Source organism: Pedobacter sp. UYP30 (assembly GCF_040547165.1).
GTDB lineage: Bacteria > Bacteroidota > Bacteroidia > Sphingobacteriales > Sphingobacteriaceae > Pedobacter.
On the sequence record NZ_JBEPPD010000001.1, the window covers coordinates 364,468 to 391,114 of the forward strand.

Here is a 26,647-nt window from a genome sequence, read left to right on the forward strand (position 1 = left end):
ATGCGCAGATACAAACAACTTTTATACACTACCTTCGGGTTGGTTCTGATTTTCTCCTGCAAACAGCAAGACGCAACTACAGCAGATGAAGGTAGCGTAGCTACAACACCTGTAAAAGTTACGACCGTAAAAGATTCTACATTAACAGAAACTATCTCTCTTACAGCGGTTTCTGCTTACCTGCAAAAGAGTTTAATTAAAGCTAACATTAACGGTTATATACAAAAGGCCAATGCAACACCAGGAAAAAGTATATATGCCGGACAGGTTTTGTTTCGCATTATTACCAAAGAGGCTAAAGCAATTGGTAACGTTGTAAATAAGTTAGACCCAAGTTTTAAATTTTCTGGCATCTCTAATATTAAGGCTGCGCAGAGCGGAATGATTGTGCAAGTAGATAGGCAAAAAGGAGATTACGTACAAGATGGAGATTTGCTGGCTACGGTAATAAGTAAAAATAGCTTGGTTTTTTTGTTGGATTTACCTTTTGAATATAATAAAATCATCCAACAGAATAAAAAAATTCAAGTACTACTGCCAGATGGAGAGAAGCTAAACGGTGTATTATCGGGCAGTTTACCAGCGGTAGATTCTCTAGCGCAAACACAGCGATTAATTATTAAAGTTGCCAATGCAACAAACATACCCGAAGGTTTGGTAGCTAAGGTGGTGCTTGTAAAAACCAATCATCCAAATGCCCAGGTGCTTCCAAAATCGGCTGTGCTGAGCAACGAGACCGAAGATGAGTTTTGGGTAATGAAGTTAACCAACGACAGTACCGCGGTAAAAGTTGGAATAAAAAGGGGATTGGAAAACAATGGTCTTATCGAAATTGACTCGCCAAAATTTAAGCAAAACGACAAAATCATTACGCTTGGAAATTATGGTTTGGCAGATACCGCAAAAGTAAAAATCCAAAAATAGTATCGCCATGAAAAACTTTTTTGTTACGTATAAAAGTCCAATTCTGGCGGTATTGATCATCACTTTACTTGGTGGATTTTATTCTTTCGAGCGTTTGCAAACTTCTCTTTTTCCAGAGATTACGTTTCCGAAAATTAAGGTAATTGCCGATGGAGAATTGCAACCCGTTGATAAAATGGTGGTTACAGTAACCAGGCCTTTAGAAAACGCCATAAAACGCATCCCTGGGTTAAAAGTGGTAACAAGCACCACGAGTAGGGGAAGTACAGAATTGTCGGCCTATTTAAACGAGGGCGCCGACATAGATCTTAGCAAACAACAAATAGAATCAGAAATTGCAAGTATAAGCAACACCCTGCCAACGGGAGTAAATATTACCGTTGCAAAAATGAATCCCTCTATTTTGCCAGTAAGCGGCTACAGTTTAGAGAGCAATGAAAAATCGGCCGTAGAGTTGAAACAGATTGCCACTTATACCGTAAAACCGTTTTTATCTCAAGTAAAAGGCGTTTCAGAAATTCGCGTAATTGGCGGGAAGACCAAAGAATATTGGTTGGAGATGAACTTGCAAAAAATGCAGGCTTTGGCAATTTCGCCAGAAATGGTAACCACTGCGCTCGCTCAAAGCAACTTTATTAAATCTAACGGTTATCTGTCTAATTACAATTTCTTATACCTAAGCATAACAGATGCAACGGTTAAATCCAAAACCGATTTAGGAAATCTAGTCATAGGGAAACGCGGAAATTTGACCATCCAGCTAAAAGACATTGCAAAAATAGACATTCAACCAAGTGTAGAATACACGCGTATTAATGCCAATGGCAAGGATGGAGTTTTGATTGCCGTAATTAAACAGCCCAACGCCAATTTAATAGACCTTGCCAACGCGATGAGCGAAAAGATAAAGGGGCTAAAAGACATTCTTCCGCCAGGTGTACGCATAAAACCCTACTATGTACAGGCAGATTTTGTAAACGATTCCATTACAAGTGTACGAGATAGTTTGCTTATCGGTTTGTTTCTTGCGCTTGTGGTGGCGGTTATTTTTTTAAGGTCTGCAAAAGCGAGTGCCACCATCCTCATCACCATTCCAATAACGCTCTGCTTAACGGTAGTGGTGCTGGGCTTTGTATATTATTCTTTAAACATTATGACTTTGGGTGCTATTGCAGCGGCCATTGGTTTAATTATAGACGATGCCATTGTGGTGGTAGAGCAAATTCATCGCACACATGAAGAGCACCCAGAAGAACCCACCGTTAAATTACTGGGTAAGGCGATAAGGTTTCTTTTCCCGGCGATGCTAGGCTCATCTATCAGTACCATTGTAATTTTTATTCCCTTTGCATTGATGACTGGTGTTGCTGGCGCATATTTCCATGTGATGACCAATACCATGATCATAACCTTGGTTTGTTCATTTTTTGTTACTTGGATTGGCTTGCCCGTAATCTATCTTTTGCTCACAAAGAGTAGAAAAAAACCCAAGGATAAAACGGAAGAGATACAACAAGTAAAACTAAAAAAATGGGTCCCTTACTTTATCACCAGACCTTTTTTAAGTTTAGGTTTTGTAATTGTACTAATTGTTTCCATTGTATTGATATTTCCACATTTAAAAACGGGCTTTTTGCCTGAGATGGATGAAGGAAGTATTGTGTTGGATTACAATACGCCCCCGGGAACTTCGCTAGAAGAAACGGATAGGATGCTGAAAGAGGTGGAGAAAAATTTAGTTAAAATACCAGAAGTGCAAGCTTATAGTCGGCGAACAGGCACACAAATGGGATTCTTTATTACAGAGCCAAATCGGGGCGATTATCTGATTCAGTTAAAAAAAGACCGTACAAAAACCACCGATGAGGTTATTACCGAGATAAGAGATCAAATAGAAAAAACCCAACCTGCACTAACGGTAGATTTTGGGCAAGTAATTGGAGATATGCTTGGCGATTTGATGACCTCGACCCAGCCGATAGAAATTAAGATTTTTGGAAATGATCAAAAGCAGTTACAAGAATTATCTAAGCAAATAGCAGATGTTGTAGGTAAAGTGCAGGGTACTGCCGATGTATTTGACGGAATTTCATTATCTGGTCCAACGGTAAATATTACACCAAATTATGGCATGCTTGCTCAATATGGGGTAACTGTGGCGAGTTTTCAAAGCCAAGTTCAAAATGCCATGCAGGGCAATGTAATCGGCGATTTGTTCGACGGGCAAAAGCTATCGCCGATCAGGATAGTTTATCCTGGAAACAGAACGCTTGGCATTGCAGACATTAACCGACTAAAGATTTTTTTAACCAATGGAACTGCGATTCCGATAAATCAACTTGCCACAATTAAGCTAGAAAAAGGAAATGCAGAGGTAAATAGAGAAAATATTCAGAACATCGGGGTCGTTTCTGCCCGTTTGGATAATAGAGATCTGGGGAGTGTAATGAGTGATATACAAGCCAATATCAAAAAAAGTATTTCCATCCCAAAAGGCTATCACGTAGAATACGGAGGAGCTTATAAAGAACAGCAACAATCCTTTTCAGAACTTTTAACTATTTTAATTGCCTCAAGTCTATTGGTTTTCACCGTAATCTTGTTCTTGTTTAAAGATTTTAAAATTGCCTTTATCATTCTGTTTGTTTCCCTGTTGGGTATTTCTGGAAGTTACTTGGCGTTATTTTTTACAAACACGCCGCTAAATGTTGGTAGCTATACGGGGCTGATTATGATTGTGGGAATTATTGGCGAAAATTCTATTTTTACCTTTCTACAATTTAAAGAATCTTTGGCAGGCAGCACCGTAAATGATGCTGTTACCTACGCCATTTCTACCCGTCTGCGACCAAAATTAATGACCGCACTTGGCGCCATCATCGCGTTGATGCCGTTGGCTTTGGGGATAGGAGCAGGGGCACAATTGCATCAACCATTGGCCATTGCAGTAATTGGAGGATTTATTATCGCGTTGCCGCTTTTACTGATTGTGCTGCCTAGTATGATTGCGAGGTTTTATAAGGATTGAAGGTTTGTGTTTTAAGAAAACAATCCAGACTAGCCGACTTGCAGTCTTGCTAAGTTTACGAAGCATCTCACATATAGGAATTTAAACCTCCGCTGTTCGGGAGGTTAAGTTTGCGCATTCCGAAGCGAAGACACAGTGGATTCTAGATTCCGCAAAAGCGAATGGCGTTAACGCATTGGTTTAAGGGATTACAAATCCCCTTTTATCAATAGTTCGCCATGACCCCTGCGGAACATGTCGAATAGCAAATTAAGGCTTTTCCGTTTTTTAAGCAAGTTGAATATACTCGTTTTCAAGCTTAACGTTAAAATTAATATCGGCTTTTAATGCTTTAAAAACTTTTAGAATAGTGTCTATGGTCGCACTATTTGTACTGCTTTCTAGCTTAGAAATCTGCGATTTTTGAACGCCAATTAACATGCCCAATTGTTCCTGAGTCAAATTGCGTTCTTGCCTTGCAGTTTTAATCATCTTGCCCAAAACATCCATACGAAGTTCATACTCGTATTCATCCCGATCGATAGAGCCCACTTTGCCAATATATTTGTCTTTCATCTCGGCAAGCGAATAGGATTTCATTTCTTTAGTTGCCATAATTATTTTTTCTTTTTATTACTAAAATATTCTTGTCTAATTCTTTCTGCTTTATCAATTTCTTTAGTCGGAACTTTACTATCTTTCTTTACAAAACCTTGAGTTGCTAAAACCAAAGTTTCGGTTTGCTCCGTTTTGTCCCAGAAAGCAAGAATACGGTTCTGATTCCCAAAATATTGATTTCTAAACTCCCAAATTTCGTCCTTCAATTTTTTAAAGAGTTTTGGGTTGTTTGTATGTTCGGCCAACTCGATGTTGTAAAACACTTTACTGGCAGATTTTTTATCGAGTTTGACAATAAATTTATCAACTTCTTCTAAAAACCTTGTTTCAAAATACCTCACTCAATTAATTTTCAATAAAGTTACTGTTAGTTTCCAAAAATAGCAACTTTTTAAGAAACTTGTTTTATTGATAGTTATCCTCACACTTCCTGATGTTAAGCTTCCGCATCTCGAAGCGTAAATACCGCAGATTTCCGAATCCGTAAAAGCAAATGGTGGTAAAGTATTATTTTCAGCGATTGCTTCAAAGGAGCTATTTTGTAGAAGATCCCTGTTTATCAATAGTTCTACATGGCGTTGCGGAATATTTCGAATAACAAGTTTGTCTACTCAAAGATTCTTTTGTCAAATGGAAAGCCTTTTACATCTACTATTTTTATATTCTTAAATTGTATGTGGTATGGATTTATCAAATAGTTGTAATCTCCTTGCACTACAGCAGATGGAACTTTCAGAACACATAAATCCATTAAATCAATAAATTTATCTCCGATTTTTTGAGTATGGATATTTTGTGGATGGTCATTCCAATTATCAGGAAGGTCTTTTAATTTTAACTCTTTTATCAAAAGATCATTCGGTATATCAATTTCAATCATTACATAATCACTAGGCAAGGTAGCGATTGTCAAATGGACTGCAACTTCTGCCATAGCTAAAGCTCTACTTTCTGACGAGTAAATAATCTCGGTGCCTTTTGAATTCCATCTGTTTGCAGATTTAGATGCACCTTTGCCACTCAGTTCTTTGGCATATTTTTTCTTGGTCAACCTAAATACCCTCACTATGCGAAGATTCCTTGGTCAATTCTGTTTAATTCACCCATAACCAATTCTTTCCCATAAGAATCTTTTAAAAGTTCTGCCGGTTTTAAGTTATTTAAAGCGAACGATGGGGTGTTAAGCCATAAATAAAATTGTTCTGAAGAATCAAAGACTTCATTCCCAAAATTAGTGACTTCTGCAAGCTCAATTATTTTCTCTGTATGTATTGGTTTGAACAGAAAATCTTCGTCCACGCTGTGCCTTTGCAGGGTTTTTTTGGATAAGTGCAGATATTCAGCCCAATCGTCCTCAGAAAAAGGCAAAATGTTCTTTATCTCAATAAACAGCTTGTACGGAAAACCTTGTCTTATCGCCGAAATTATCAGCATTTTGTTTTCGAAAAAACTTGAATAGGTAACATCTTCTGTATCAGCGCTAAAGCTAAGAGGTTTAGCTATAGATTTTACATAAGTGCTGATAGCTTCGTTTACCACACTTAAATCCTCGCTGCGGTCAATTTGGTTTTGATTAATCATAACTTTGACAATTGTCTTCAAATATAAGACAATTGTCTGTCAAAGCGAAATTTTGAGTTGGTTTTTTAATTGGCAGATTTTCGAATCCCCAAAAGCGAATGGTGTTAAAGGATTGTTTTTAGGGATTGAAAATCCCTGTTTATCAATAGTTCGACATGATCCTGCGGAATACGTCGAACAGCCGGTTAGCTTTCGTCAATCAATAGCGAAAGTTCCGCGGTTAATAGGACTGCACTGTAGTTTTTCATTTTTAGGCCTTTGTAGAGTTGTTTGTCGCCAGTCCACAATGTGCCTTTTAACAAATCTGCTAGGGCAACAAACACTGTATCATCTTCATCGATATCTTGAAGTCTTTTTTGAGCTGCGCTTAATATATCCTCAGGAATAAGCCGTTCATCAATGAAAGTTATTTTCTGCGTAATAATTTCTTCAAGTTCAGTTAGGGCGACTTCCGAAAGCTTTGTTAACTTGAGTAATTTTACTCGATGATTTTTAATTTCGGCTCGCAAATAATTACAAGAATAGAACTGTATGTTTTCGTGTGAGCGCAATAAAATTTTTCCAATATTGCTTTTCGAATTTAAAATCGCGCTAAAGACAATGTTGGTATCAACAACAATTTTCACTTCGTCAGTTTACTTTTGTTTTTAGCCCACCATTTAGAATTTATTTCGACTGCAAGTTTATCCACTTCGGCTTGAGGAACATCAAAGCCAACAGTAAGTTCCTTATAACGGGCATAATTTAAGAAATCTTGCAAATCTTCCGCATCGACAGATGCCGGTAAGCGGATTATAACTTCTTTTGCTGTCCTTTCTACAACCATTTCCTTTTTTTTTATTTATCTAAGTTAAGGATTTTTTAAGTAATGATTTAAAACGATTATCGGCAAACAATGGTGCAAAAAGTCCTAGTTGTGAGACCTTTCGCAGGCTCAAGGTGACGACCGCTAGAAACAATGCGCCAACCTAGCCCGTGCGCACGTCATGCTGAGTTTACGAAGTATCTCACATATAGGAACGCAAATCTTGCTCTTGGGGAGATTACACTTGCGCATTCCGAAGCTTAGATAAGGCGCATTTCCCAATCCGCAAAAGTGAATTGCGTTAAGGTGTTGTTTTCAGGGATTGCTCAAAATGAGCTACTTTGTAGCAAATCTCTATTTATCAATAGGTCTACATGACCCTGTGGAACATGTCGAACAGCAGGTTAGATAATCAAAATTTACTGTAACGTTTATCAAATATCTCTATTTGAAATTCTTGTTGCATAACACCCTTTCTTGAGGAAACACTAAGTATATATACATATTTCTTACCAAGATGTACTGTTCGGATAGCGTTCTCAAATAAAGTTTCTTCTTTGTTTTCTGCATTTATCTTTTTCAGATAAGCTACGATATGATTGTAAAAATCTCTATCACTGGTTTTGGACATTATGGAAATAGCTTTATTGTCTTTATAAGTCGCAAAAATCCAATATTCAGCTAAATCTACGGTGTCCGCTGGTTGCTTAAAACTCCAACCCGCATACCCATATGTAGAGTCTGTCTGATTTTTATTTGAATAGAAATCCCAACCATTTTTGGATAAAAAACTATTTATATCCGAGATGCTTCTACCATTTAGACTTATAACTTCAGTTAATGTTTGAGCTCTTGAAGTGAGTGTAATGGTTAATAAAAACAAAAATGTGAGTAGGGTTTTAATCATTTATATTTATACTTAGAGTAAAATCAAAACTAAAATATTTATTTTAATATTTTTAAATTTGTTTGGTCGTAATGCGCATTAAGGGTTCAATATCTCGCTCTTCGGGATGTAAGCTTGCGCATCCCGACGCGAAGATATGGTGGATTTCCGAATCCGCAAAAGCGAACGGTGTTTAGGTCTTTGTTTTGAGGGATTGCTCCATAGGAGCTCCTTTGGAGCAAATCTTTGTTTTTCAATTGTTCGAAATGGCCCTGCGGAACATATCGAACAGCGAGGGAAGATTCGGTGCGTGAGCAGATAGTTCCTTTAGTTTATTCTTTCTTTTAATTTCGGGGTAAAGGATGATTTTTAGTTGATAACTTTTGAAGTTCCTTAGTGCTGCTTGAATCAAGTAGGTTAAAGAAGTAGTCCAAAAGGCTGTTAAAGTTGCTAAAATTCTGGTCTTCATATTGAATCTGATAAAGCTTGCAAAATATGCTGAGACCGACATTCATTACCCTGTCTAAACGAAACTCATCACCTTCACTAAAAGAGGTTCTTTCGCGGGAATTGAATATCCTCACATGAACACTCGGGTGGGTTAAAAAAACAAGCTGAGTACTAGCTTGCAATGCAAACATACTGGAGAGTCCTGCCATAATAATGCCCAGTTGTTTGTGGTATCTTGTCACTTCATCATCATTTGTGCTCAACATACACTCATAGGCAAAAGTATCTGCCTCCTGTTCCAGTTGCATGCAAAGGCCTTTCTCCTGATTATTTAATTTCTCACCCTTTTTTAATTTCAAACTGATTTCTTTATAACTTTCCCAATGCCCATTAACAATATGTGCAACTTCATGGAACATGATATAGCTTAATGCATCCATAAAGATTATGTTCGCTATTTTAATTTTGTCATTGGTCATCGCCGGATTGGGAAGAATTTTCGGCCATTCATCTTGACAGTCCGGAAGTTTTAAGGATAGTGCCCAATCAAGAAGTTGGTCTAGTTCCCTTACTTCTGCGTCCTCGCTATCCATTACCATAAAGGTATCAGTGACTTTGATTGCAGTCCTTGATTTATTTTCGGTGACTTCAAGGATTATATAATTGAGGCACCACATGAGACAAAGAAATCTTTTATTCAGCACAATCTCTTTAGTTTCATGATCCGAAAAAGGGGTTGAGAAATGGTCAGTTTCAATTCTTATGTAGCTGCTCAGCTGAGAATCCTTATATTTCCTGAGTCTTGTATTTGTTGCCTCACTCGTGTTCTCAAAAGTTTCTATAAGGCGGTCATAAAGTGTTTCTATTGGATGTCTATCGGTCATATATATAAAGGTAATACTTATAAACAAATGATTATGACGGGAGTTCAACAGGGATTTTGGAGGCTGTCAGATATCTTGTAATACTTGGAAATTGGTACGTATATTATTATTCATTCATCATGGCCTTAATTTTCATCAATGCAGCTGTGAGCGGCTGCTGCATACACAATTATTTTAGAGCAGTCGTAAAGCCAAAAGTAATCTTGTGCAATTTTGTTTTTAAGTTCTTCTTCTCTAATGTTTTGGTATTTCATTTGGGGTTTTAACTGCTATCTTTGTTTTAATTTTTAGGTTCTGCCAATGAAGAAGAAGATACATATTAAAGCACTAAACACTATTTGATTGTAAACGTAAGCCGCTAATGAGGTCTTTTTTGTATGCAGCATTCTTATTTTGTCAATTCGGATTTATTTTTCTTAACAGTTTCCTCGAAAAATCAGTTTCCGCATCTAGCGAAGCTATCATCTCTCCACCTGCATTCGAAAGTCTTGCCAAATCTTGTTTCGGCATCGCACCCAAGTCTGAAAAAATCAGTAGGCTATCGAAGTCTGCTTTAGCTCTTAAAAGTCTTTCTAAGATTATGGTTGTCAGCCTGGCTTTGTCCTTGTTTGGAATGCCGAATACAAATAGTGGCGCATACTTACCTTCAATTCTATAGTCAATAGGATAGTCTTTGGCGTTTTCCATGTCTTCAAAAAAATAATCTTTCTTCACTTTGTCAAGATCAACAATTTTGTAAAGTTGTTCTTGAAGGTCTTCATAAAAAGTGGATTCTGCTCTTGCGCGGTTTAAAAAAGTTAAATCATTTACCTTCGTCAACGCTTGCCCGAGTCGAAAAATATTAGACCCTAAATTTTCAACCGGTGTTTCAATGAAAAATTCACCGTTGTCTTCGTCAATATTTGTTTCGGCTTTTATTTGGTCTAAAATTTTGCCCCTTGTACCTTCTCTAAATTTATCGGTATCGTTCCCGTAACTTAAATGCATCATTGTATGCCCCATATCAGTCAATCTAATAATACCGCCAGGCATCTCCTTAATATAAATTTGGTATGAGTCTCCGTCAGCAAAATAGAAAGGCGTTTCAATAGAAAGTAAGGTTCCATTTTTAGGCCTTATTTTCACTTCTGCACACATTAATGAGCAAAGAGTTTCTTGTAGTTTATGTACGTCAAAATTCATTGTCGAATAATTTTGTTTGACTTTTATTGTCAGATGTAGTTGAAATTCCTGAGACATTACAATCGGTTACCAAACAATGTAATGCACCTTCAATAGTTGTGTATTTGTCTGTTGCCATAGCAAAACCTTCGGCTTTTCTATTTGCTTTGATATATTTTTCTGTCGCGATATGAATATGACAGGTGTATCCAAGTTTAATTTTTTCTAAGTGATTCGGATGGTTGTGATTCGGTCCGTTATATCTTTTAAGCGTTAAAGTTTCGCCATTCGGAGCAAGCCAACTTATTCCACAAGAAAAGTCATCCTCCATTTCATCACGCAGGTTTTGACGTTTATAAATTTCGAACTCATGGCCGGAATTATCTAACGCAATTACCTTGAAATTGACTTGCTCATGCCCTTCCTTATTTTTGCTTCTTGATTGAGGGTTCTTTAACCGCTTCTTGCAATTTAAAAGATCTGCAATTTTATCGTCCGTTAAACTTTCAAATGCCATATCAAATAGTCTGTTTATTAATTGCAATTTGATAAAAAATATTTATTTACAGGGTATTTTGCGTAAATCAGTCTTTTAAGCCAAGCAAAATCGGTTTAAAAATCTACAATCCCATCCAAAGTTCCGTTTTCGGAAGTAGCGTCGGGCTCTTATCCAAACTTGATAAATTTCTAACTCAACACCGCCTCAATCGCCTTCTCTCTTTCCTCCGTATGCTTATGCTTAAAAAAGACCATAAACAAAACCGCAACAATTAGGGCGTAGATGGTAAACGTAAGCCAAATGTCTCGCCAGTCTTTCATTAAAATTGGCTGACTAAAAAAGCCATTGTTTGCAATGGTTACGCCCTGTTGTTTGATAAAAGATTGCAGATGGTTGTTGCTAGGTTCGGAACCTACAAAGGTTGCAATGGATTGTAAACTGCCGAATGATTTTGTAAAAAACCGGTCGATCATCCACCCAGAAAGCAAACTGCCGAAAACGGCGCCGAACCCATTGGTCATCATCATAAACAAACCTTGGGCAGAAGATCTAATTTTTGGCGCCGTAGATGTTTCTACAAATAGAGAACCTGAAATGTTGAAAAAATCGAAAGCCATGCCATACACAATGCAGGAGAGCACAATCATCCACAAACCATTGCCCGGATTTCCGTAAGCAAACAACCCGAAGCGAAGCACCCAAGCAAACATCGCGATAAGCATTACATTTTTAATCCCGAAGCGTTTTAAGAAAAAGGGAATGGCCAAAATAAACAACGTCTCAGAAATTTGCGAAATAGACATGATGATGGTAGAATACTTTACCACAAAAGAATCTGCATATCTTGGGAAGTCTTTAAAGGCATCTAAAAAAACATCGCCATACATATTGGTAAGTTGCAGTGCGCCACCCAAAAACATAGAGAAAATAAAGAATAAAGCCATTTTATAATTGGCAAAAAGCCTAAAAGACTCCAATCCTAATTTCTGAACCAAGGTGCTTTTTTCTGCACTTAAATTTGCCGGTGGGCATTTAGGTAAGGTAAAGCTATAAATACCCAGTGCCGCCGCCGCTATACCAGCAATATAAAACTGGTTTGCGCCTGCTTTACTTCCTGTTAAATTGGTGATCCACATGGCAGCAATAAAGCCAATGGTTCCCCAAACACGAATGGGAGGGAAGTCTTTAACAACATCTAAGAGCCTAGATTTTAATGAATTATAAGAAATGGAGTTGCTTAAAGAAATGGTAGGCATGTAAAAACACATGGCCAAAAACATGATCCAAAAAAAGCCATGTGGCGTGCTTATTTGCGGAATGTAAAAAAGCACAGCTGCATAACAGAGGTGCAAAATTCCATAGAGGCGTTCTGCGTTTATCCATTTATCGGCCACAATGCCCATTAAGGTTGGCATAAATAAAGAGGCAAAACCCATGGTGGCAAAAATAGCTCCGAATTGCGTTCCGTCCCAACCATTTGTGTTGAACCAATAGTTTGCAATGGTAATCAGCCATGCGCCCCACACAAAGAATTGCATAAAGCTCATCACCGTTAGGCGAAACTTAACATTCATGTTTTGTTCGATTTTGAAATAAAAATTGAATATAGAATTAATTTGGAGCAAACTCTAAGGATTACAGAATTTTCGCTTATCGTCTGAATCAGGATTAAAGGATTTTAGGATTGGAGGATTTTTAGTGCCTATCTTATTCTTTCCCTACTGTCATGATGAACTTATTTCAGCATCTTTAATTAGTTGCGTAAAAAATGAATAATTTCGATGATTTGGGCGTCCCCCTCCGCCATCGCACTACCCACCGCTCGGGGCAGGCTTTCCATTGCAATAGCCCGGGCCCTTGCGCAGCTTGGTTAACGCCCAAAAAATTAATGCTTTAACCTATTGGCCAACCGAATTTAACTAGCAGACCCCGAAACGAGTTTAGGGTGAAGCCGCTTGGATTGAGCTAACAGAGCGAGTGAGATGTCTTCTTTTGTCGACATGACTATTGTTCTTGCTATTTCGCATTCCTTTTACTCAATTCATCTCTAAAACGCGCTGCCTTTTCATAAGCTTCTGCCGCAATGGCTTCGTGCAATTGCTGCTGCAATTCCTCTAAGGTTAAATGAGATAGACCTTGCTGTTTGCTTTTGGTGGGCAAGCTGTCGGCATCTGGTTCTTTGGCTATGTTATCCAAATTTTCTAGAAACAATAAATCGCTGCCTTCTATAAGCAAACCCGCCGAACCTAAAATAAATTCGTAGGTATAAATCATGGCATTAAACCGTACTGCAAGCGCTATCGCGTCTGATGTTCTGGCATCTATCTCCTTCACATTTTTACCATCGGTACAAATTAGCTTTGCAAAAAACACACCATCTACCAAATTGTAAATGATCACTTCTTGAATGTCTATGTGAAATGTTTCTGCAAACGATTTAAAAAGATCGTGCGTCAGCGGCCGTGTCGGCGTCATTTTTTCAATTTCGATGGCGATTGCTTGGGCTTCAAAAGCGCCGATAATAATGGGTAGCCTGCGCCTGCCATTTACCTCGCCTAAAACCAAAGCGTACGCGCCAGTTTGGGTTTGGCTATAAGACAAGCCAACAATATCAAGTTTTACTTTCTTCATTTTTTGGTGTGCTTAATAAACACAAATTGGGTTAAACGTTTGTGTTTTTTAAGATTGATTTTTTTTCAGCGTTTCGATCAAACGTGGAACAATATCAAATGCATCTCCAACAATGCCATAATCGGCCACTTTAAAGAATGGTGCTTCTGGATCTTTATTGATCACCACAATTACTTTTGATGAACTTACGCCCGCCAAATGCTGTATGGCGCCAGAAATGCCAATGGCAATGTATAAATTCGGACTGATGGAAATACCTGTTTGGCCAACGTGTTCAGCATGTGGTCTCCAATCTGCATCGCTTACAGGTTTTGAACATGCCGTTGCAGCGCCCAATAGTCCGGCCAATTCCTCAATCATGCCCCAATTTTCTGGCCCTTTTAAACCTCTACCCGCAGAAACCACAATTTCGGCATCGGGTAAAGAAACTTTATCTGTAGCCCTAACAATTTCTTTAATCACGGTATTCAAATCCGACTGGTTTACATCGGCAAAAAAATCTTCCACACTAATTTCGCCAGCGTTTTCTTTTATACCAAAAGCGTTCGGATTTAGTGCAATAACTTTATTTGCCGAAACAATTTCGGTAATGGCGAATGCTTTACCAGAAAATGCCGTTTTCTTCACGGTAAATTTGCCGCCATCAACTTTTGGAAGTTCCACAGCGCCATCTACCAAACCGGCTTTTAACTTAACCGCAATGCGCGGAGCCAGGCCTTTACCGGTAAAAGAGTTGGAAAGAACCACAACAGTTGCGTTTTCTTTGGCTGCAGCCGATGCTATGACACTTGCATAGGCCTGGTTTACAAAATTTTTTAACTGATCTGAGCAAACGTTTAACACTTTTGAAGCACCATATTTACCAAGTTCCTTTAATTCGCTTTCTGCAACATTGCCAATGGAAATGGCAGTTAAGTCGGCAGATTGCTGGTCTGCTATCGCTTTGGCATAAGATACGGCCTCAAAAACAGACTTCTTAAATTTCCCCTCCGCTTGTTCTACATAAACTAATACGCTCATATTTTCTTATTTATTTCGATGGATTTGTCGGTTTGCTCGTCACAATAAAATTAAGCTAAAAAATTGTCAGTCTGAGCTTGTCGAAGACCGCCTAACAATAGAATAACAGCTAGATGATTCCTTCAACTACTTGTCCCGACCATTCGGGAAACTCAGGATGACACCGCTATGTTGCTTTTTTTTAATTTAATAATATTTTACTCTCCGCGCTCCTACAAACTAATTTTACTTATAAATTTTATTTTTATTTCTGTTATCTAACCAACTAGATCACCTTCGCTTCGCTATGCAATAAGTCGATTAGTTTTTCTGCATCCTCAGCTGGTATCAGTTTTACAGCGCCTCTCGCTGCAGGTACGTCAAACTTAACAATTTCGCTCAGGGTTTCTATTTCTACTGGTTCAACCACATTTAAAGGTTTGCTTCTAGCGCTCATAATACCGCGCATATTTGGAATTTTCGGCTCTGCAACGCCTTCGGCACAGCTTGCTACAAATTTTCCGGTAACGTTTACCACCTCTTTTCCACCTTCAATTTCTCGCTCCAAAACTGCTGCGCCACCATCTATGGTTAATTTCTTTATAATGGAAATAGACGGAATATCTAAGAACTCCCCAATCATTGCTGCAACTTGGTTTCCATTGTAATCAATTGATTCTCTTCCCGTAAGGATAATATCAAAGTCTTTGTCTTTTGCATATTCTGCAATTTGCTTTGCCACGAAATAAGCATCGCGCGGAGCTGCATTAACCCTCACAGCATCATCTGCGCCAATGGCCAACGCTTTTCTAATGGTAGGCTCAGTAGCAACTTCGCCAACGTTTATAACGGTAACCGAACCGTTTCCACCTTCTGTAAGCGCAATGGCCTTTGCAAGGGCAATTTCATCATAAGGGTTAACAATAAATTGCACGCCCGCAGTGTTGAATACTGTATTATCGTTGGTAAATGTTATTTTTGTGGTCGTATCTGGTACGTTACTTATACAAACTAATATTTTCATCTGGATCTTATTTTTATATAAATGGCCTTGCCGCAAATTTAGTTAAAAAAGCAATTAAATAAAATGTCAGTTAGCCGATTAAGCAAGTTATTACAATTTATGGAGCAAGATCCTAAAGATCCTTTTATCCTTTATGCCCTCGCCACCGAGTACAATAACCTAGACAACACAGCCGAAGCCTTTAGGTTTTATCTAAAATTGGTTGCCGAGCACCCAAGCTATGTTGGAACTTACTACCATTTGGGTAAATTATACGAAAAACAAGATGAAACTGCGCAAGCAATAACCACATACCAACAAGGAATGGAAGCTGCCAGAAATAAAAGAGACATGCATGCATTTTCTGAACTGCAAGGCGCTTTTAACTCTGCCTCTGGTTTAGATTACGAGGATGATTAAAAACTAATGCAGTAGGATTCAGTGCAATTTTCGGCCAGATCAATTCCAGTTTGCCGAAAACAAAAAATCAACTACATTTGGACTAGGAACAAAATTTTTACCCTCGTAACAACGCATATTTTTCGATAATTAAATAACCTCGCAAACCTAAGATGCACTCGAAACCAATCGCTGTAAAAAAACAACTACTTTTTATCAAAAACGTGGTGTTGTTTACTTTCAGCTCTTTTGGTGGGGCGCAAGCCCATTTAGCCTTGCTGCTAAAGTACTTTGTTAACCAAACAAAATTTATTTCTGCCGAAGAACTGTTGGAGTTGAATGCATTAGCACAGGTATTGCCAGGGCCTGCAAGTACCCAAACATTAGTAGGCATCGCCTGGAAAGTAGGGCGTTTAAAACTTGCGCTCATTACCTTTGTAATATGGATTACGCCCACGGCAGCCGTTATGACTTTTGCCGCCATAAGTTATGCCATGCTTGGCCAAAAAGCGCATTTTGCAGATGTGTTAAAATATATCCAACCTGTTGCCTTGGGCATTGTTGGCTATGGCGCTTTTAAACTCGGAAAGAAAGTTCTAGTTGCTCGTATGCCAATTTTTCTTGCCGTGGCTGCAGTTATTGCAACCTTGGTTTTAAAAAATGCCTACGTTTTTCCTCTTGCCATTCTTATTGGTGGGATGATTTCTTCTGCCATTGAAACGCCGAAAGAAGAAACCGAGTTGAGGGTAAATCTTTTCTCTAACGTAAATCCGAAAAAGCTGGTGTACTTTTTAGGCGCTTTACTGCTTTTTGCGCTTATCGGTGCCATAATCAATAGAACTTCGCCTTTCAGTTTGCCCATACGTTTGCTAGAAAACTTTTACCGTAACGGTATTTTGGTATTTGGCGGCGGCCAAGTATTGGTTCCTTTAATGTTTACTGAGTTTGTGCAAATGAAGCATTATTTAAATGGCCCGGGCTTTTTGTCTGGCTTTGCCATTCAGCAAGCGTTGCCTGGCCCCACTTTTTCTTTTAGCAGTTATTTAGGTGCGCTTAGCATGAAAAATTTCGGTTACGGTATTCCAGGTCAGGTATTGGGAGGAGTTATTGGTGTTTTAGGTATTAATTTACCAGGCTTAATTTTGGTGCTTTTTATTGTGCCTTTTTGGGAAGATTTAAAGAAAATATCTAGAATTAGACATAGCCTATCTGGCATTAATGCAGTTAGCGTAGGGTTTATCATCGCAGCTTTTATTCTTCTATTGGCACCAATAGGCCTAAACTGGCTTTTTTTGGGGATTATGCTTGCCACATTTTTGCTACTAAATTACACCAAAATAAGCCCACCCATTATTGTTGTGTTAGCGATAGCAGTTGGTTATTTTTTTTAAAAAGACCTTTTGCATTAGCTCCAAAACTTTTTTTCAATCCGTAAAAAATCGACCCGCGCCTGATCAGTAAGTGTCTATCACGAAAATTCAGACAAAAAATACTTTAAAAAGGTGCACCGTCGTCGCTGTAATCATCCATTTTAGAAGGGCGAATAATCACATTGCTTTGCTTCTCAAAATCTTGCGACGGATACATACCAGACGATGGACTATCCATAGAAAAACTGTTTGGAGCGCTAAAATCTTCTTCAAGATCCATAAACTTAACAAATTTACCCACAAATTTTAGCGGCACAATTCCAGTTTCGCCGTTTCTGTGCTTCGCAATAATTACCTCGGCAATGCCTGCCTGAGAACGTCCTTGTTCATCTTCGGTGATGCCATAATATTCTGGTCTATACAAGAAAAGTACCATATCCGCATCTTGCTCTATAGATCCAGATTCACGTAAATCTGATAGCATCGGCCGTTTTCCGTTTGGCCCAGGCCTGCTTTCTACCGCTCTACTTAACTGAGAAAGCGCAAGTACAGGAACTTCCAACTCTTTTGCGACAGATTTAAGCGCCCTAGAAATACTACCAATCTCTTGTTCTCTGTTTCCACCGCCTTTTTGGTTTTCGCCTTTGCCGTGCATTAGTTGTAAATAATCTACAATAACCATTTGAATGTCGTACTGAGCTTTTAAACGTCTACATTTTGCTCTAAACTCAAAAATATTCAAAGCAGGGGTATCGTCAATAAGAAGAGAAGCCTCGCTCAGTTTTTTAATTTTACTGTGCATTTGTTGCCATTCCCATTCCGCCAAATTGCCTTTACGTATTTTTTCTTGCTCAATTTCGGCTTCGCCAGATATTAAACGATTAACCAACTGCACCGAAGACATTTCTAAAGAAAATACAACTACGGGCTTTTGAAAATCTACCGAGGCGTTACGGGCGCAGGTAAGTACAAAAGCCGTCTTTCCCATTGCTGGGCGAGCGGCAATAATTACCAAATCTGATTTTTGCCAGCCGCCAGTAATTCTGTCCAAACCCGTAAAACCCGATGGAACACCAGTCAAACCATCTGTTTTGGTGCGCAATTCTTCTAAAGTGGCAAGAGATTGTTTAATAATCTCATCCATTTTTTGGGTATCTCTACGAAGATTATTCTGAGCAATATCGAAAAGGTTTTTCTCTGCATGATCTAGCAGGTCGAAAATATCCGTCGTGTCCTCGTAAGCATTGCTGATAATTTCCGTAGAAATTCTAATCAGTTCTCTTTGGATGTATTTTTGCGAAATAATCCGCGCATGGTATTCTATATTTGCGGCAGACGCAACCCGATTGGTTAAATTGGTGATGTAATAAGCACCGCCAACCATTTCCAAACTTCCAATTTGTCTAAGCTCTGCGGTCACGGTTAAAATATCAACTGGTTTAGATTTTTGAAACAGCGAGTGGATGGCCTCAAAAATTTTTTGATGAGATTCTTGATAAAAAACTTCTGGTTTCAAAATATCGATAACCGAAGAAAGCGCATCTTTTTCTAGCATAAGTGCCCCTAAAACAGCTTCTTCCAAATCTAGCGCTTGTGGAGGTATTTTTCCATGTCCGCCTGTTTGCGGATTGCTTAACCTGCCTTTACGCGGACTGAAATTGACATTTCCAGATTGTTCCTTATCGATACTCATAATACAAAAGTAGTTAAAACTTTGCCGCCTTGTTTCAATAAGTTGTTAGTTGTTGTTAACAAATTGAATGCGAATTGAATTGATTTTTTGCGGGTACGAGGCAACGAAAAAATTTTAAACATACCTTTGTTGATAAGGTGGCATTTCTTAAAACTTATTCGTTTTTATTTAGATACTTTTGCCAAATATTTTTTACAATGGATAAATTTAGAAGACCGCAACGAGCGAAAGAAAACAACGAATTTGTTTTTGGGATACGGGCAGTTATAGAAGCCATAAAGGCTGGCAGAGATATAGAAACCATTTACGCGCAGCGTGGGTTAGGTGGCGATTTATTTTTAGAGCTTAAGGCAGAATTAGTCGACAGCACAATTCCTTTAAACACTGTTCCGGTAGAAAAATTAAACCGGATGTCTCAAAAAAATCACCAAGGAGTGATTGCTGTGATTTCGCCAATAACTTACCAAAACATTGAAGATATAATTCCGAGTGTTTTTGAAAAGGGAGAAGTGCCCTTTATTCTGGTGTTAGATAGCATTACAGATGTTAGAAATATGGGCGCAATTGCACGTACGGCAGTTTGTGCAGGTGTTCACGCCATTGTAGTGCCAATAAAAAATGCGGCACAAATAAATGGCGATGCCATTAAAACATCAGCAGGCGCGCTTTTTAACATTCCAATTTGCCGACATGGAAATTTGCATAAGACTTGTTTATTTCTGCAGGAAAGCGGATTACAGCTGGTTGCCTGTACAGAAAAAACCAACGATTTGATTTATACGCCGGATTATACCTTGCCAACAGCCGTAATTATGGGGTCAGAGGATGTGGGTATTTCTAATGAATTAATGAGAATAGCAGATAACCTTGCCAAAATACCGATGGTCGGCACCATTGAATCTTTAAATGTATCTGTTTCTGCCGCTATTATTTTATACGAGGCGGTTAGGCAGAGAGGGTAGAGGCGTTTAGTTGTTGAGGCCTTTTGGAGCGCCTACCTAATTTTCGGTAGACACTACGAATCAATTGGTTTTTTCGATTGTAAAATCTCCAAGGATTAAATTCGTTTTTTCCAACAGCAAATTGATCGCTTTCTCTAAAGAATAATGGGGAACAGGCTTTATTTTGTCAAACAGCTTATCTTTTTCGTTCACCGTAGAAAGTTCTTTTTTAAATTTTGAGGCAAAATGGACTCCCAAACGGTTAGTTTTATATATCTCACGAGATATTTTTTTGACTGATGTCATATATCTTTTTTCCTCGCTTCTTGCAATTCTAAACACAATATTTTCTCCATCAGCACAAACAATTCTAAATTGACTAGGAATGGCCCGTGTCCCTAACAAAAAAACAATATCATAATGTTGTCTCGAAATTGATTCGATGCTGTTGTGGGTAATAATTTGATTTATAAATTGAGAAGAGATTTCAAATCGATGTTCTGAAAATGTAAATCTTCCCCTTAAATCTGTCAGGTGTTTTTCTGAGAAATAAAGCGTAAACATCATGATAAGAAAAGACGCTGCCAACAAAGCCAAAGCTTTTGGGAATTCGTAATTCTGGAGAGAATAAAATACAGAAGCCAAAAATAGCACTACACAAACTACGTTCGCGATTAGATAGAAAACTGGCTTATGGTATTTAAAATACATGAATTCTTTCGTCATTTTTTTAACTAGAAACCACTTTCAATCCAATAACAGACACAATTAGGGTTGTTATAAAGAATAGCCTCCAAAAATCGGCAGGTTCTTTAAAAAGGAAGATTCCAACTAGCACGGTGCCGACAGCTCCAATACCGGTCCAAACGGCATAAGCGGTGCCGATGGGCAATGTTGAGGTAGCTTTTACCAACAAAAGCATACTGATTGTGAGGCAAAGCAAAAAACCAGCAAACCAATAATAACTCACGTTGCCAGTATTTTCTTTCGCTTTGCCAAGACAAGTTGCAAAGCCCACTTCAAAAAGTCCAGCGATAATTAATAAAATCCAGTTCACGTACTTATGGTATAAAATGTTAAATCCAAAGCTAGCTATTTTAATATCTATGGCAAATTATAGCTTTTTGTTTTTGATGTGAAACTAGTTCACAGAACAAATTCATAGCTTTGCTGACGAATTAAAAACATGAATTTACTATTGTGCGCTGTCATTTTGCAAAGATGCTAGCGCTTACGACTGAAATGACAGCCTTTTTTGGCCATTTCGGGCAAAAAAGATACAGTGTAAGGCGAGCCTGTCCCGATTTTGATTCGGGATTAAAACGCCCAAATATTTATTTTATTTATAACCATTTTACTTTGATGGCAGAAGATTTAACAATTTCAATTTCAGACAGTAAAGAAACCAACTATAAGTCAATCATCCCTCAAATAGAAGCTTTATTAGCCGGAGAGGATGATTTTGTGGCCAATATGGCCAATGTTTCGGCGGCCTTGAAAGAACAGTTCAGTTTTTTCTGGGTAGGCTTCTATTTGGTTAAAAACGAGGAATTGGTGCTAGGGCCTTTTCAAGGGCCGGTTGCTTGCACAAGAATTAAAAAGGGTAAAGGCGTTTGCGGAACAAGTTGGCAGAAAGGAGAAACCCTTATTGTTGATGACGTGGAGACTTTCCCCGGGCATATTGCATGTAGCTCTGGATCTAAATCAGAAATTGTTTTGCCGCTAATAAAAAACGGAGTTACTATTGGCGTTTTAGATGTAGATAGTGAACATTTAGCTCATTTCGATTCGGTTGATAAATCTAATTTAGAGACTATTACAAATATCTTGTTAAAACATTAGTTTAAGTTAACAATTCCTTTCTCTTTTTTTTTTCGGCTTTAAATTTAGCTTCATCTATCCTTAAAGATCCGTAGACCAGACAGCCAGCTTTCTTGACGTCGATTAGGTTGGCCTGCGCCATAGTTTATCTCGCTCTACAAAAATCAAAACTTTTTTCTATCGACTATGTTTTTTAACCAAACACTAAAATAGTATGAAAAACGAAAAAAATATAAAAAAGTTGAAAGAGATGGTTGAGGCCGTTCGTATTTGCATGTTCAATACCGTAAATGCTAAAGGAGAGATGGGCAGCAGGCCAATGGCGACTGCTAAAATTGAAGATGACGGCGGAATTTGGTTTTTTACCAATGAATATTCGCCAAAATCTAAAGAGATTTCAAAAGAAAACAATGTATTGCTGGCATATAGTGACCCATCTAATAACACCTACGTTACGGTGAGGGGCAAGGCTGCTTTTATAGATGATAGAGAAAAGAAAAAAGAACTTTGGTCGCCTTTTGTAAAAGCCTGGTTCCCCGATGGTGTGGACGATCCAAACCTTATTTTACTGAAAGTTGACGCTGATGAGGTAGAATATTGGGACAGTTCGGCATCTAAATTAGTGGTGTTATTTAGCACACTAAAAGCCATTGTAACCGGCGACCAACCCGATGTTGGAGAGCACGATAAAATAAAAATTTAAACAGAAAAGCAGGAACCTAGAAATTCCTGCTTTTTTTGTATCATTGATTTATGCAGTTTGAAAACACGCTCGACTTTGCCAAATCGCTAGACAAAGCTGATGATCTTGGTAGATTTAGAGAACAGTTTATTTTTCCCACACAAAATGAAAAGGAATTTATCTATTTGTGTGGCAATTCTTTAGGACTTCAACCTAAACGTACAAAGAAGATGCTTTCAGAGCAACTGAATAATTGGGGAGACAAAGCGGTAGAAGGTTGGTTTGAAGGCGAAGAAGCTTGGATGTATTACCACAAGGGTGTAAATGCGTTGATGGGCGAATTAGTTGGGGCGAAAGCAGCAGAAGTTTGTGCCATGAATACCTTGACTGTAAACCTGCACTTATTAATGGTGAGTTTTTACGCTCCAAAAGGTAAGCGCATCAAAATAATAATGGAAAAAGGCGCTTTCCCTTCAGATCAATATGCTATTGAAAGTCAAGTAAGGTTTAATGGTTATAATCCTGCCGAAACAATTATAGAGGTTGCGCCGAGGGCAGGAGAACATACTTTAAGAACGGAAGACATTGTTGCAGAGATTTTAGCACAGGGCGATGAATTAGCGCTGGTGCTGTTTGGAGGTGTTAATTATTTTACTGGTCAGCTGTTTAATATGGCTGCTATAACAAAAACAGGCCATAGTGTTGGCGCAACTGTTGGGTTTGACCTTGCGCACGCAGCGGGCAATGTTCCGCTAAGTCTGCACGATTGGAATGTAGATTTTGCATGTTGGTGTTCTTATAAATATCAAAATGCTGGTCCGGGTGGAATTGGTGGTGTTTTTGTGCATGAAAAACATTTTCTAAATACGGAACTTAATCGCTTTGCGGGTTGGTGGGGTTATCACGAAAATGGCCGGTTTTTAATGGAGAAAGGCTTCAAACCCGAAAAAGGTGCAGATGGTTGGCAAGTAAGTTGCACCCAAGTTTTTCCATTAACGATATACTTTTCAAGTCTGCAACAATTTGAAGAAGCAGGGTTTATGCAGCCGTTAAGAGAAAAAAGTAAAAAATTAACTGTCTACTTACAATTTATTATAAGTCAGATAAATAAGGAAATTAATCTTGAACAGTTCGAGATTATTACTCCACCTCATGAAGAAGACAGAGGGGCACAACTTTCTATCATTGCAAAGAATAAACCAAAAGAAATTTTTAATGCATTGGTAGCAAAAAACGTACTTGGAGACTGGCGTGAACCTAATGTAATTCGTTTTAGTCCGGTCCCTATGTACAACTCGTTCGAAGATGTCTTTAGGGCCGGAGCATTGTTGTTAGAAGTTACCCAACAACTACTGAAAGCCGAACATTGATGGACATTAAGATTGCTTGGAATCCTATCTATGCACATCCATTGCCGGAAGGACATCGATTCCCAATGTTGAAATATGAGTTAATTCCCGCTCAGCTGCTGCACGAGGGTGTTATAACGCAGAATAATCTCTTCAGTCCTGATTTATTGGATGAGGAATTTTTGCTGACTACTCATTGTAAATCTTATTGGGAAGACTTGAAAAATCTTACCCTGCCACCAAAGGAGCAGCGAAAAATTGGCTTTCCGCTTACCGAGAAGTTGGTAGAGCGCGAATTGAGAATTGCGCAAGGCACCATTGATGGGGCTTTGTCGGCTTTGGATAATGGAGTAGCTTTTAATGTTGCCGGTGGCACACATCATGCTGGCAGCGACTGGGGCGAAGGTTTTTGCATGCTGAACGATCAAGCAATATGCGCTAACTATTTACTAGACAAAAATTTAGCCTCAAAGATATTAATAATAGATTTAGATGTTCATCAAGGCAACGGAACAGCAGAAATATTTGAAAATGAGCCGAGGGTCTTCACTTTTTCTATGCACGGAGAAAATAATTTTCCGTTTAAAAAAGAAAAGTCAAGTCTGGACATTGCATTAAGAGACGGTGTTGCTGATGAAGAATATTTGGAGATTTTAGACAGAACGCTGCGTCAGCTCTTTGAGCAAGAGAAACCAGATTTTGTTTTTTATCTTGCGGGGGTAGATGTTTTAGATTCAGATAAACTGGGTAAGCTTTCTTTAACTAAACAGGGTTGTGCTTTGCGCGATAAACTGGTGTTGAGTGCTTGCAAGTCTAAAAAAATCCCAGTGCAAATAAGTATGGGGGGAGGATACTCAGAAGACGTTGAGCAGATTGTAGATGCGCATTGCAACACCTATCGTATTGCGTTTGATATGTTCAGTTAACCTTTTGTCTGGCTGATATTTAAAGTTTCGTAAAATTTATTACTATAGGATTTTAAGTTTCTACATTTTCTTAAAATCCGGGTCAACTATTTTCTGCATAAACTCAGGATTCTCAACTTCTACTTGAACTACCTGCCTATTTGATTTAAACTTCAGAGGAACATTTACTTTCTTTCTAATATACAGGAAAAGAGTGTCATTTTTAGCCTGATATAAAAATGGCTCAAGTCCGTCAAAAATAAAGTCTTTCGTTGAGTCTGCTATAAATCCTACACTTGGCCAGTTAGAAATAACAGATTTTTGTTTATCACCCGTGAATCCCCAATGTTCAGATTTTATATAGATTTTTGACGTTCCATTATCGGAAACTAATGTTATCTGTTGGTAGATTGGTTTCTCTAATCCTCCAAATAAACTATCTACAATAAAAATTAAAGCCCCTAGTGCGAACAAAATCGTCGCCAAAACTATTAGGATTTTTTTCATTTAAAAATAGAGTATAAAGTAGTGTACTATAAAATAAGACTTCTCTCCAACACCAATTTAATCGCCTTATCAATTATTTTTTGTGGTTCTTTAGCAAATGCCAACTTGGTCCTGCTTGCTAAAATGGCATTTATAGATATGGCCTGATGTCCTAATATATTCGACAAGGCATAAATTCCAGCCGTTTCCATCTCTAAATTTGTTATTCTAGTTCCGTTGTGATTAAAGCTGGTAATTCGCTCAATAAGATTGTCGATGGAATTATGTGCACGTAATTTACGGCCTTGTGGTCCATAAAAACCAGGAGCTGTTACCGTTATGCCATGAGTCAAATTTTTACCGATGGTACTCAGTAAGTGTTCGCTACCGGCAGTAATATATGGATTCAGTTTTGCAAAACCATTAAAGTGTTTGTTTATTTTAACAAGTATATCTATTTCTCCTATTGTATTTTGAGATTGATAGTAATTCATCAACGCATCCATTCCCAAACCAAAAGACGAGGCTATAATACTACCCAAAGGAATATCATCTTGAACCGCGCCTGAGGTTCCTATTCGAATAATATTTAATGACTTTAGGCTTTTCTTGATTTCCCTTGTGTGAAAATCTATGTTTACAAGCGCATCTAGCTCGTTCAAAACAATATCTATGTTGTCTGTGCCGATGCCTGTGCTAAGAACTGTAATTCTCTTACTACCCAACAGCCCGGTATGCGTCATAAATTCTCGTTTACCCTTTTTTAGCTCAATTTTATCAAAATGTTTGCTCACTTCCGCTACTCTGTCTGGATCGCCAACGGTAATAATTGTATCTGCAACATCTTCTGGTAATAAATTTAGGTGATAAATACTTCCATCGGGATTGATGATTAGGTCGCTTTCTGGTATGCTCATAAATTTATTTTTAATCCTTTGGTGTCATCGTTAATAATTGCTTTTAATTTGAGGTTTGGAATAGAGTCTAATTTATGACTAATCTGGTCTTCCAACGATTTCTTAACCCAAAATTTCAACTCGCAGGCCAAATCAAACTGCTGTTCATAAACTTCTAAACCTTCCTCTTTTAAAATTTGCATCACATCATTCATGTGTACATAATCAAAACTAACTTTTAGGTTTGTCTTTTGGAAATCGTCTATAATAATAGCTTCACTCAGTGACATTATACTTGCTGTTTTATAAGCGTTTATCAAACCAGGAACACCTAACAACTTCCCGCCAAAATACCTAACTACCACAATCATTACATTTTCTAACTCTGCCGATAGTAAGCAATTTAAGATAGGTTTCCCAGCAGAACCAGCGGGTTCTCCATCATCATTAGCCCTAAATAAGCCATCGGCATTAAGCCGATAAGCGTAGCAGAAATGCCTAGCCTTTTTGTGCTGCGATTTTAAACCCAACAGGATACTTTTTGTTTCTTCTTCGTTTTTTATAGGATAGGCACTGCCGATAAATTTACTTCCCTTATCGCTAAAAATTGCTTCGGCAACAGCTGCTATCGTTTTAAAATGATCAGTAGATTCCAAA

General features: G+C 38.2%; 30 protein-coding genes. 9 read left to right on the forward strand and 21 right to left on the reverse strand.

Annotated features, from left to right (window positions below; all coding sequences use genetic code 11):
• Positions 1-924, forward strand: coding sequence for an efflux RND transporter periplasmic adaptor subunit (locus ABIB40_RS01675; RefSeq protein WP_354355292.1), 924 nt, complete (start codon positions 1-3; stop codon positions 922-924).
• Positions 925-931: 7 nt separating this feature from the next.
• Complete coding sequence (locus ABIB40_RS01680) at positions 932-3,952, forward strand: efflux RND transporter permease subunit (protein WP_354355294.1); 3,021 nt, start codon at positions 932-934, stop codon at positions 3,950-3,952.
• A gap of 267 nt (positions 3,953-4,219) precedes the next feature.
• Here the strand turns inward: ABIB40_RS01680 and ABIB40_RS01685 are convergent, their stop codons facing one another.
• The 15 genes from ABIB40_RS01685 to ABIB40_RS01755 all read right to left on the reverse strand — a co-directional run bounded on the left by ABIB40_RS01685 (position 4,220) and on the right by ABIB40_RS01755 (position 15,469).
• The gene (locus ABIB40_RS01685) at positions 4,220-4,546 is read right to left on the reverse strand and encodes a helix-turn-helix domain-containing protein (RefSeq protein ID WP_354355296.1); all 327 of its coding nucleotides are present in this window, start codon (positions 4,544-4,546) and stop codon (positions 4,220-4,222) included.
• Positions 4,547-4,548: 2 nt separating this feature from the next.
• A complete protein-coding gene (locus ABIB40_RS01690; protein ID WP_354355298.1) occupies positions 4,549-4,890 on the reverse strand; it encodes a type II toxin-antitoxin system RelE/ParE family toxin in 342 nt (113 codons plus the stop codon).
• 266 nt (positions 4,891-5,156) lie between these two features.
• Positions 5,157-5,600: an RES family NAD+ phosphorylase gene (locus ABIB40_RS01695; RefSeq protein ID WP_354355300.1), complete on the reverse strand. Its 444-nt coding sequence runs from the start codon at positions 5,598-5,600 to the stop codon at positions 5,157-5,159.
• 14 nt (positions 5,601-5,614) lie between these two features.
• Complete coding sequence (locus ABIB40_RS01700; protein WP_354355302.1) at positions 5,615-6,130, reverse strand: Xre family toxin-antitoxin system antitoxin; 516 nt, start codon at positions 6,128-6,130, stop codon at positions 5,615-5,617.
• A 185-nt stretch (positions 6,131-6,315) separates the two neighbouring features.
• On the reverse strand, positions 6,316-6,756 hold the full coding sequence (locus tag ABIB40_RS01705; RefSeq protein ID WP_354355304.1) for a PIN domain-containing protein: 441 nt from the start codon (positions 6,754-6,756) through the stop codon (positions 6,316-6,318).
• Positions 6,753-6,956 carry a hypothetical protein gene (locus ABIB40_RS01710; RefSeq protein WP_354355306.1) on the reverse strand — a complete coding sequence of 68 codons (204 nt, stop codon included), beginning with the start codon at positions 6,954-6,956 and terminating at the stop codon, positions 6,753-6,755. The genes ABIB40_RS01705 and ABIB40_RS01710 overlap by 4 nt, the downstream gene beginning before the upstream one ends.
• A gap of 391 nt (positions 6,957-7,347) precedes the next feature.
• Positions 7,348-7,842 carry a hypothetical protein gene (locus ABIB40_RS01715; protein WP_354355308.1) on the reverse strand — a complete coding sequence of 165 codons (495 nt, stop codon included), beginning with the start codon at positions 7,840-7,842 and terminating at the stop codon, positions 7,348-7,350.
• Between the two features lie 323 nt (positions 7,843-8,165).
• Positions 8,166-9,155: a phage exclusion protein Lit family protein gene (locus ABIB40_RS01720; protein ID WP_354355310.1), complete on the reverse strand. Its 990-nt coding sequence runs from the start codon at positions 9,153-9,155 to the stop codon at positions 8,166-8,168.
• Positions 9,156-9,280: 125 nt separating this feature from the next.
• Positions 9,281-9,409 (reverse strand): hypothetical protein, encoded by a 129-nt coding sequence (locus ABIB40_RS01725; protein WP_354355312.1) that lies wholly within the window; start codon positions 9,407-9,409, stop codon positions 9,281-9,283.
• Positions 9,410-9,551: 142 nt separating this feature from the next.
• Entirely contained in the window at positions 9,552-10,394 is an 843-nt protein-coding gene (locus ABIB40_RS01730) for a DUF1828 domain-containing protein (RefSeq protein WP_354355314.1), read from the reverse strand.
• Positions 10,327-10,833, reverse strand: a complete 507-nt coding sequence (locus ABIB40_RS01735; protein ID WP_354355316.1) for a hypothetical protein — start codon at positions 10,831-10,833, stop codon at positions 10,327-10,329. Before ABIB40_RS01735 ends, ABIB40_RS01730 begins: the two co-directional genes overlap by 68 nt.
• A 170-nt stretch (positions 10,834-11,003) precedes the next feature.
• Positions 11,004-12,389, reverse strand: coding sequence for a nucleoside permease (locus tag ABIB40_RS01740; RefSeq protein WP_354355317.1), 1,386 nt, complete (start codon positions 12,387-12,389; stop codon positions 11,004-11,006).
• Between the two features lie 442 nt (positions 12,390-12,831).
• Entirely contained in the window at positions 12,832-13,446 is a 615-nt protein-coding gene (locus tag ABIB40_RS01745) for a bifunctional nuclease family protein (RefSeq protein WP_354355318.1), read from the reverse strand.
• A gap of 48 nt (positions 13,447-13,494) precedes the next feature.
• Entirely contained in the window at positions 13,495-14,466 is a 972-nt protein-coding gene (locus tag ABIB40_RS01750) for an electron transfer flavoprotein subunit alpha/FixB family protein (protein WP_354355319.1), read from the reverse strand.
• Positions 14,467-14,731: 265 nt separating this feature from the next.
• Positions 14,732-15,469, reverse strand: a complete 738-nt coding sequence (locus ABIB40_RS01755; RefSeq protein WP_354355320.1) for an electron transfer flavoprotein subunit beta/FixA family protein — start codon at positions 15,467-15,469, stop codon at positions 14,732-14,734.
• Positions 15,470-15,532: 63 nt separating this feature from the next.
• On the opposite strand from ABIB40_RS01755, the gene ABIB40_RS01760 reads away from it, so the two are divergent.
• A complete protein-coding gene (locus ABIB40_RS01760; RefSeq protein WP_354355322.1) occupies positions 15,533-15,868 on the forward strand; it encodes a tetratricopeptide repeat protein in 336 nt (111 codons plus the stop codon).
• Between the two features lie 152 nt (positions 15,869-16,020).
• A complete protein-coding gene (gene chrA, locus ABIB40_RS01765; protein ID WP_354355324.1) occupies positions 16,021-17,238 on the forward strand; it encodes a chromate efflux transporter in 1,218 nt (405 codons plus the stop codon).
• Positions 17,239-17,341: 103 nt separating this feature from the next.
• Here the strand turns inward: chrA and dnaB are convergent, their stop codons facing one another.
• On the reverse strand, positions 17,342-18,910 hold the full coding sequence (gene dnaB / locus ABIB40_RS01770; protein ID WP_354355326.1) for a replicative DNA helicase: 1,569 nt from the start codon (positions 18,908-18,910) through the stop codon (positions 17,342-17,344).
• A 197-nt stretch (positions 18,911-19,107) separates the two neighbouring features.
• On the opposite strand from dnaB, the gene rlmB reads away from it, so the two are divergent.
• On the forward strand, positions 19,108-19,872 hold the full coding sequence (gene rlmB / locus ABIB40_RS01775) for a 23S rRNA (guanosine(2251)-2'-O)-methyltransferase RlmB (protein ID WP_354355328.1): 765 nt from the start codon (positions 19,108-19,110) through the stop codon (positions 19,870-19,872).
• 60 nt (positions 19,873-19,932) lie between these two features.
• Here the strand turns inward: rlmB and ABIB40_RS01780 are convergent, their stop codons facing one another.
• Together ABIB40_RS01780 and ABIB40_RS01785 are read right to left on the reverse strand one after the other, a co-directional pair.
• Positions 19,933-20,448: a hypothetical protein gene (locus tag ABIB40_RS01780; protein ID WP_354355330.1), complete on the reverse strand. Its 516-nt coding sequence runs from the start codon at positions 20,446-20,448 to the stop codon at positions 19,933-19,935.
• Positions 20,449-20,581: 133 nt separating this feature from the next.
• A complete protein-coding gene (locus tag ABIB40_RS01785; RefSeq protein WP_354355332.1) occupies positions 20,582-20,908 on the reverse strand; it encodes a DMT family transporter in 327 nt (108 codons plus the stop codon).
• 305 nt (positions 20,909-21,213) lie between these two features.
• Here ABIB40_RS01785 and msrC point away from each other — a divergent pair, with 305 nt between their 5' ends.
• The 4 genes from msrC (at position 21,214) to ABIB40_RS01805 (ending at position 24,629) form a co-directional block, all read left to right on the forward strand.
• A complete protein-coding gene (gene msrC, locus ABIB40_RS01790; protein WP_354355334.1) occupies positions 21,214-21,693 on the forward strand; it encodes a free L-methionine (R)-S-oxide reductase MsrC in 480 nt (159 codons plus the stop codon).
• A 193-nt stretch (positions 21,694-21,886) separates the two neighbouring features.
• A complete protein-coding gene (locus ABIB40_RS01795) occupies positions 21,887-22,375 on the forward strand; it encodes a pyridoxamine 5'-phosphate oxidase family protein (protein ID WP_354355336.1) in 489 nt (162 codons plus the stop codon).
• 50 nt (positions 22,376-22,425) lie between these two features.
• The gene (kynU, locus tag ABIB40_RS01800; RefSeq protein ID WP_354355338.1) at positions 22,426-23,724 is read left to right on the forward strand and encodes a kynureninase; all 1,299 of its coding nucleotides are present in this window, start codon (positions 22,426-22,428) and stop codon (positions 23,722-23,724) included.
• The gene (locus ABIB40_RS01805) at positions 23,724-24,629 is read left to right on the forward strand and encodes a histone deacetylase family protein (RefSeq protein WP_354355340.1); all 906 of its coding nucleotides are present in this window, start codon (positions 23,724-23,726) and stop codon (positions 24,627-24,629) included. Before kynU ends, ABIB40_RS01805 begins: the two co-directional genes overlap by 1 nt.
• A gap of 60 nt (positions 24,630-24,689) precedes the next feature.
• Here the strand turns inward: ABIB40_RS01805 and ABIB40_RS01810 are convergent, their stop codons facing one another.
• Genes ABIB40_RS01810 through ABIB40_RS01820 form a run of 3 tightly spaced genes read right to left on the reverse strand, consistent with a single transcriptional unit; the run spans position 24,690 to position 26,646 of the window.
• Positions 24,690-25,115 (reverse strand): hypothetical protein, encoded by a 426-nt coding sequence (locus ABIB40_RS01810; RefSeq protein WP_354355342.1) that lies wholly within the window; start codon positions 25,113-25,115, stop codon positions 24,690-24,692.
• A gap of 26 nt (positions 25,116-25,141) precedes the next feature.
• Entirely contained in the window at positions 25,142-26,011 is an 870-nt protein-coding gene (locus tag ABIB40_RS01815; RefSeq protein WP_354355344.1) for a nucleoside phosphorylase, read from the reverse strand.
• A complete protein-coding gene (locus ABIB40_RS01820; RefSeq protein ID WP_354355346.1) occupies positions 26,008-26,646 on the reverse strand; it encodes an IMPACT family protein in 639 nt (212 codons plus the stop codon). Before ABIB40_RS01820 ends, ABIB40_RS01815 begins: the two co-directional genes overlap by 4 nt.
• Between the last annotated feature and the right edge of the window lies 1 nt (position 26,647).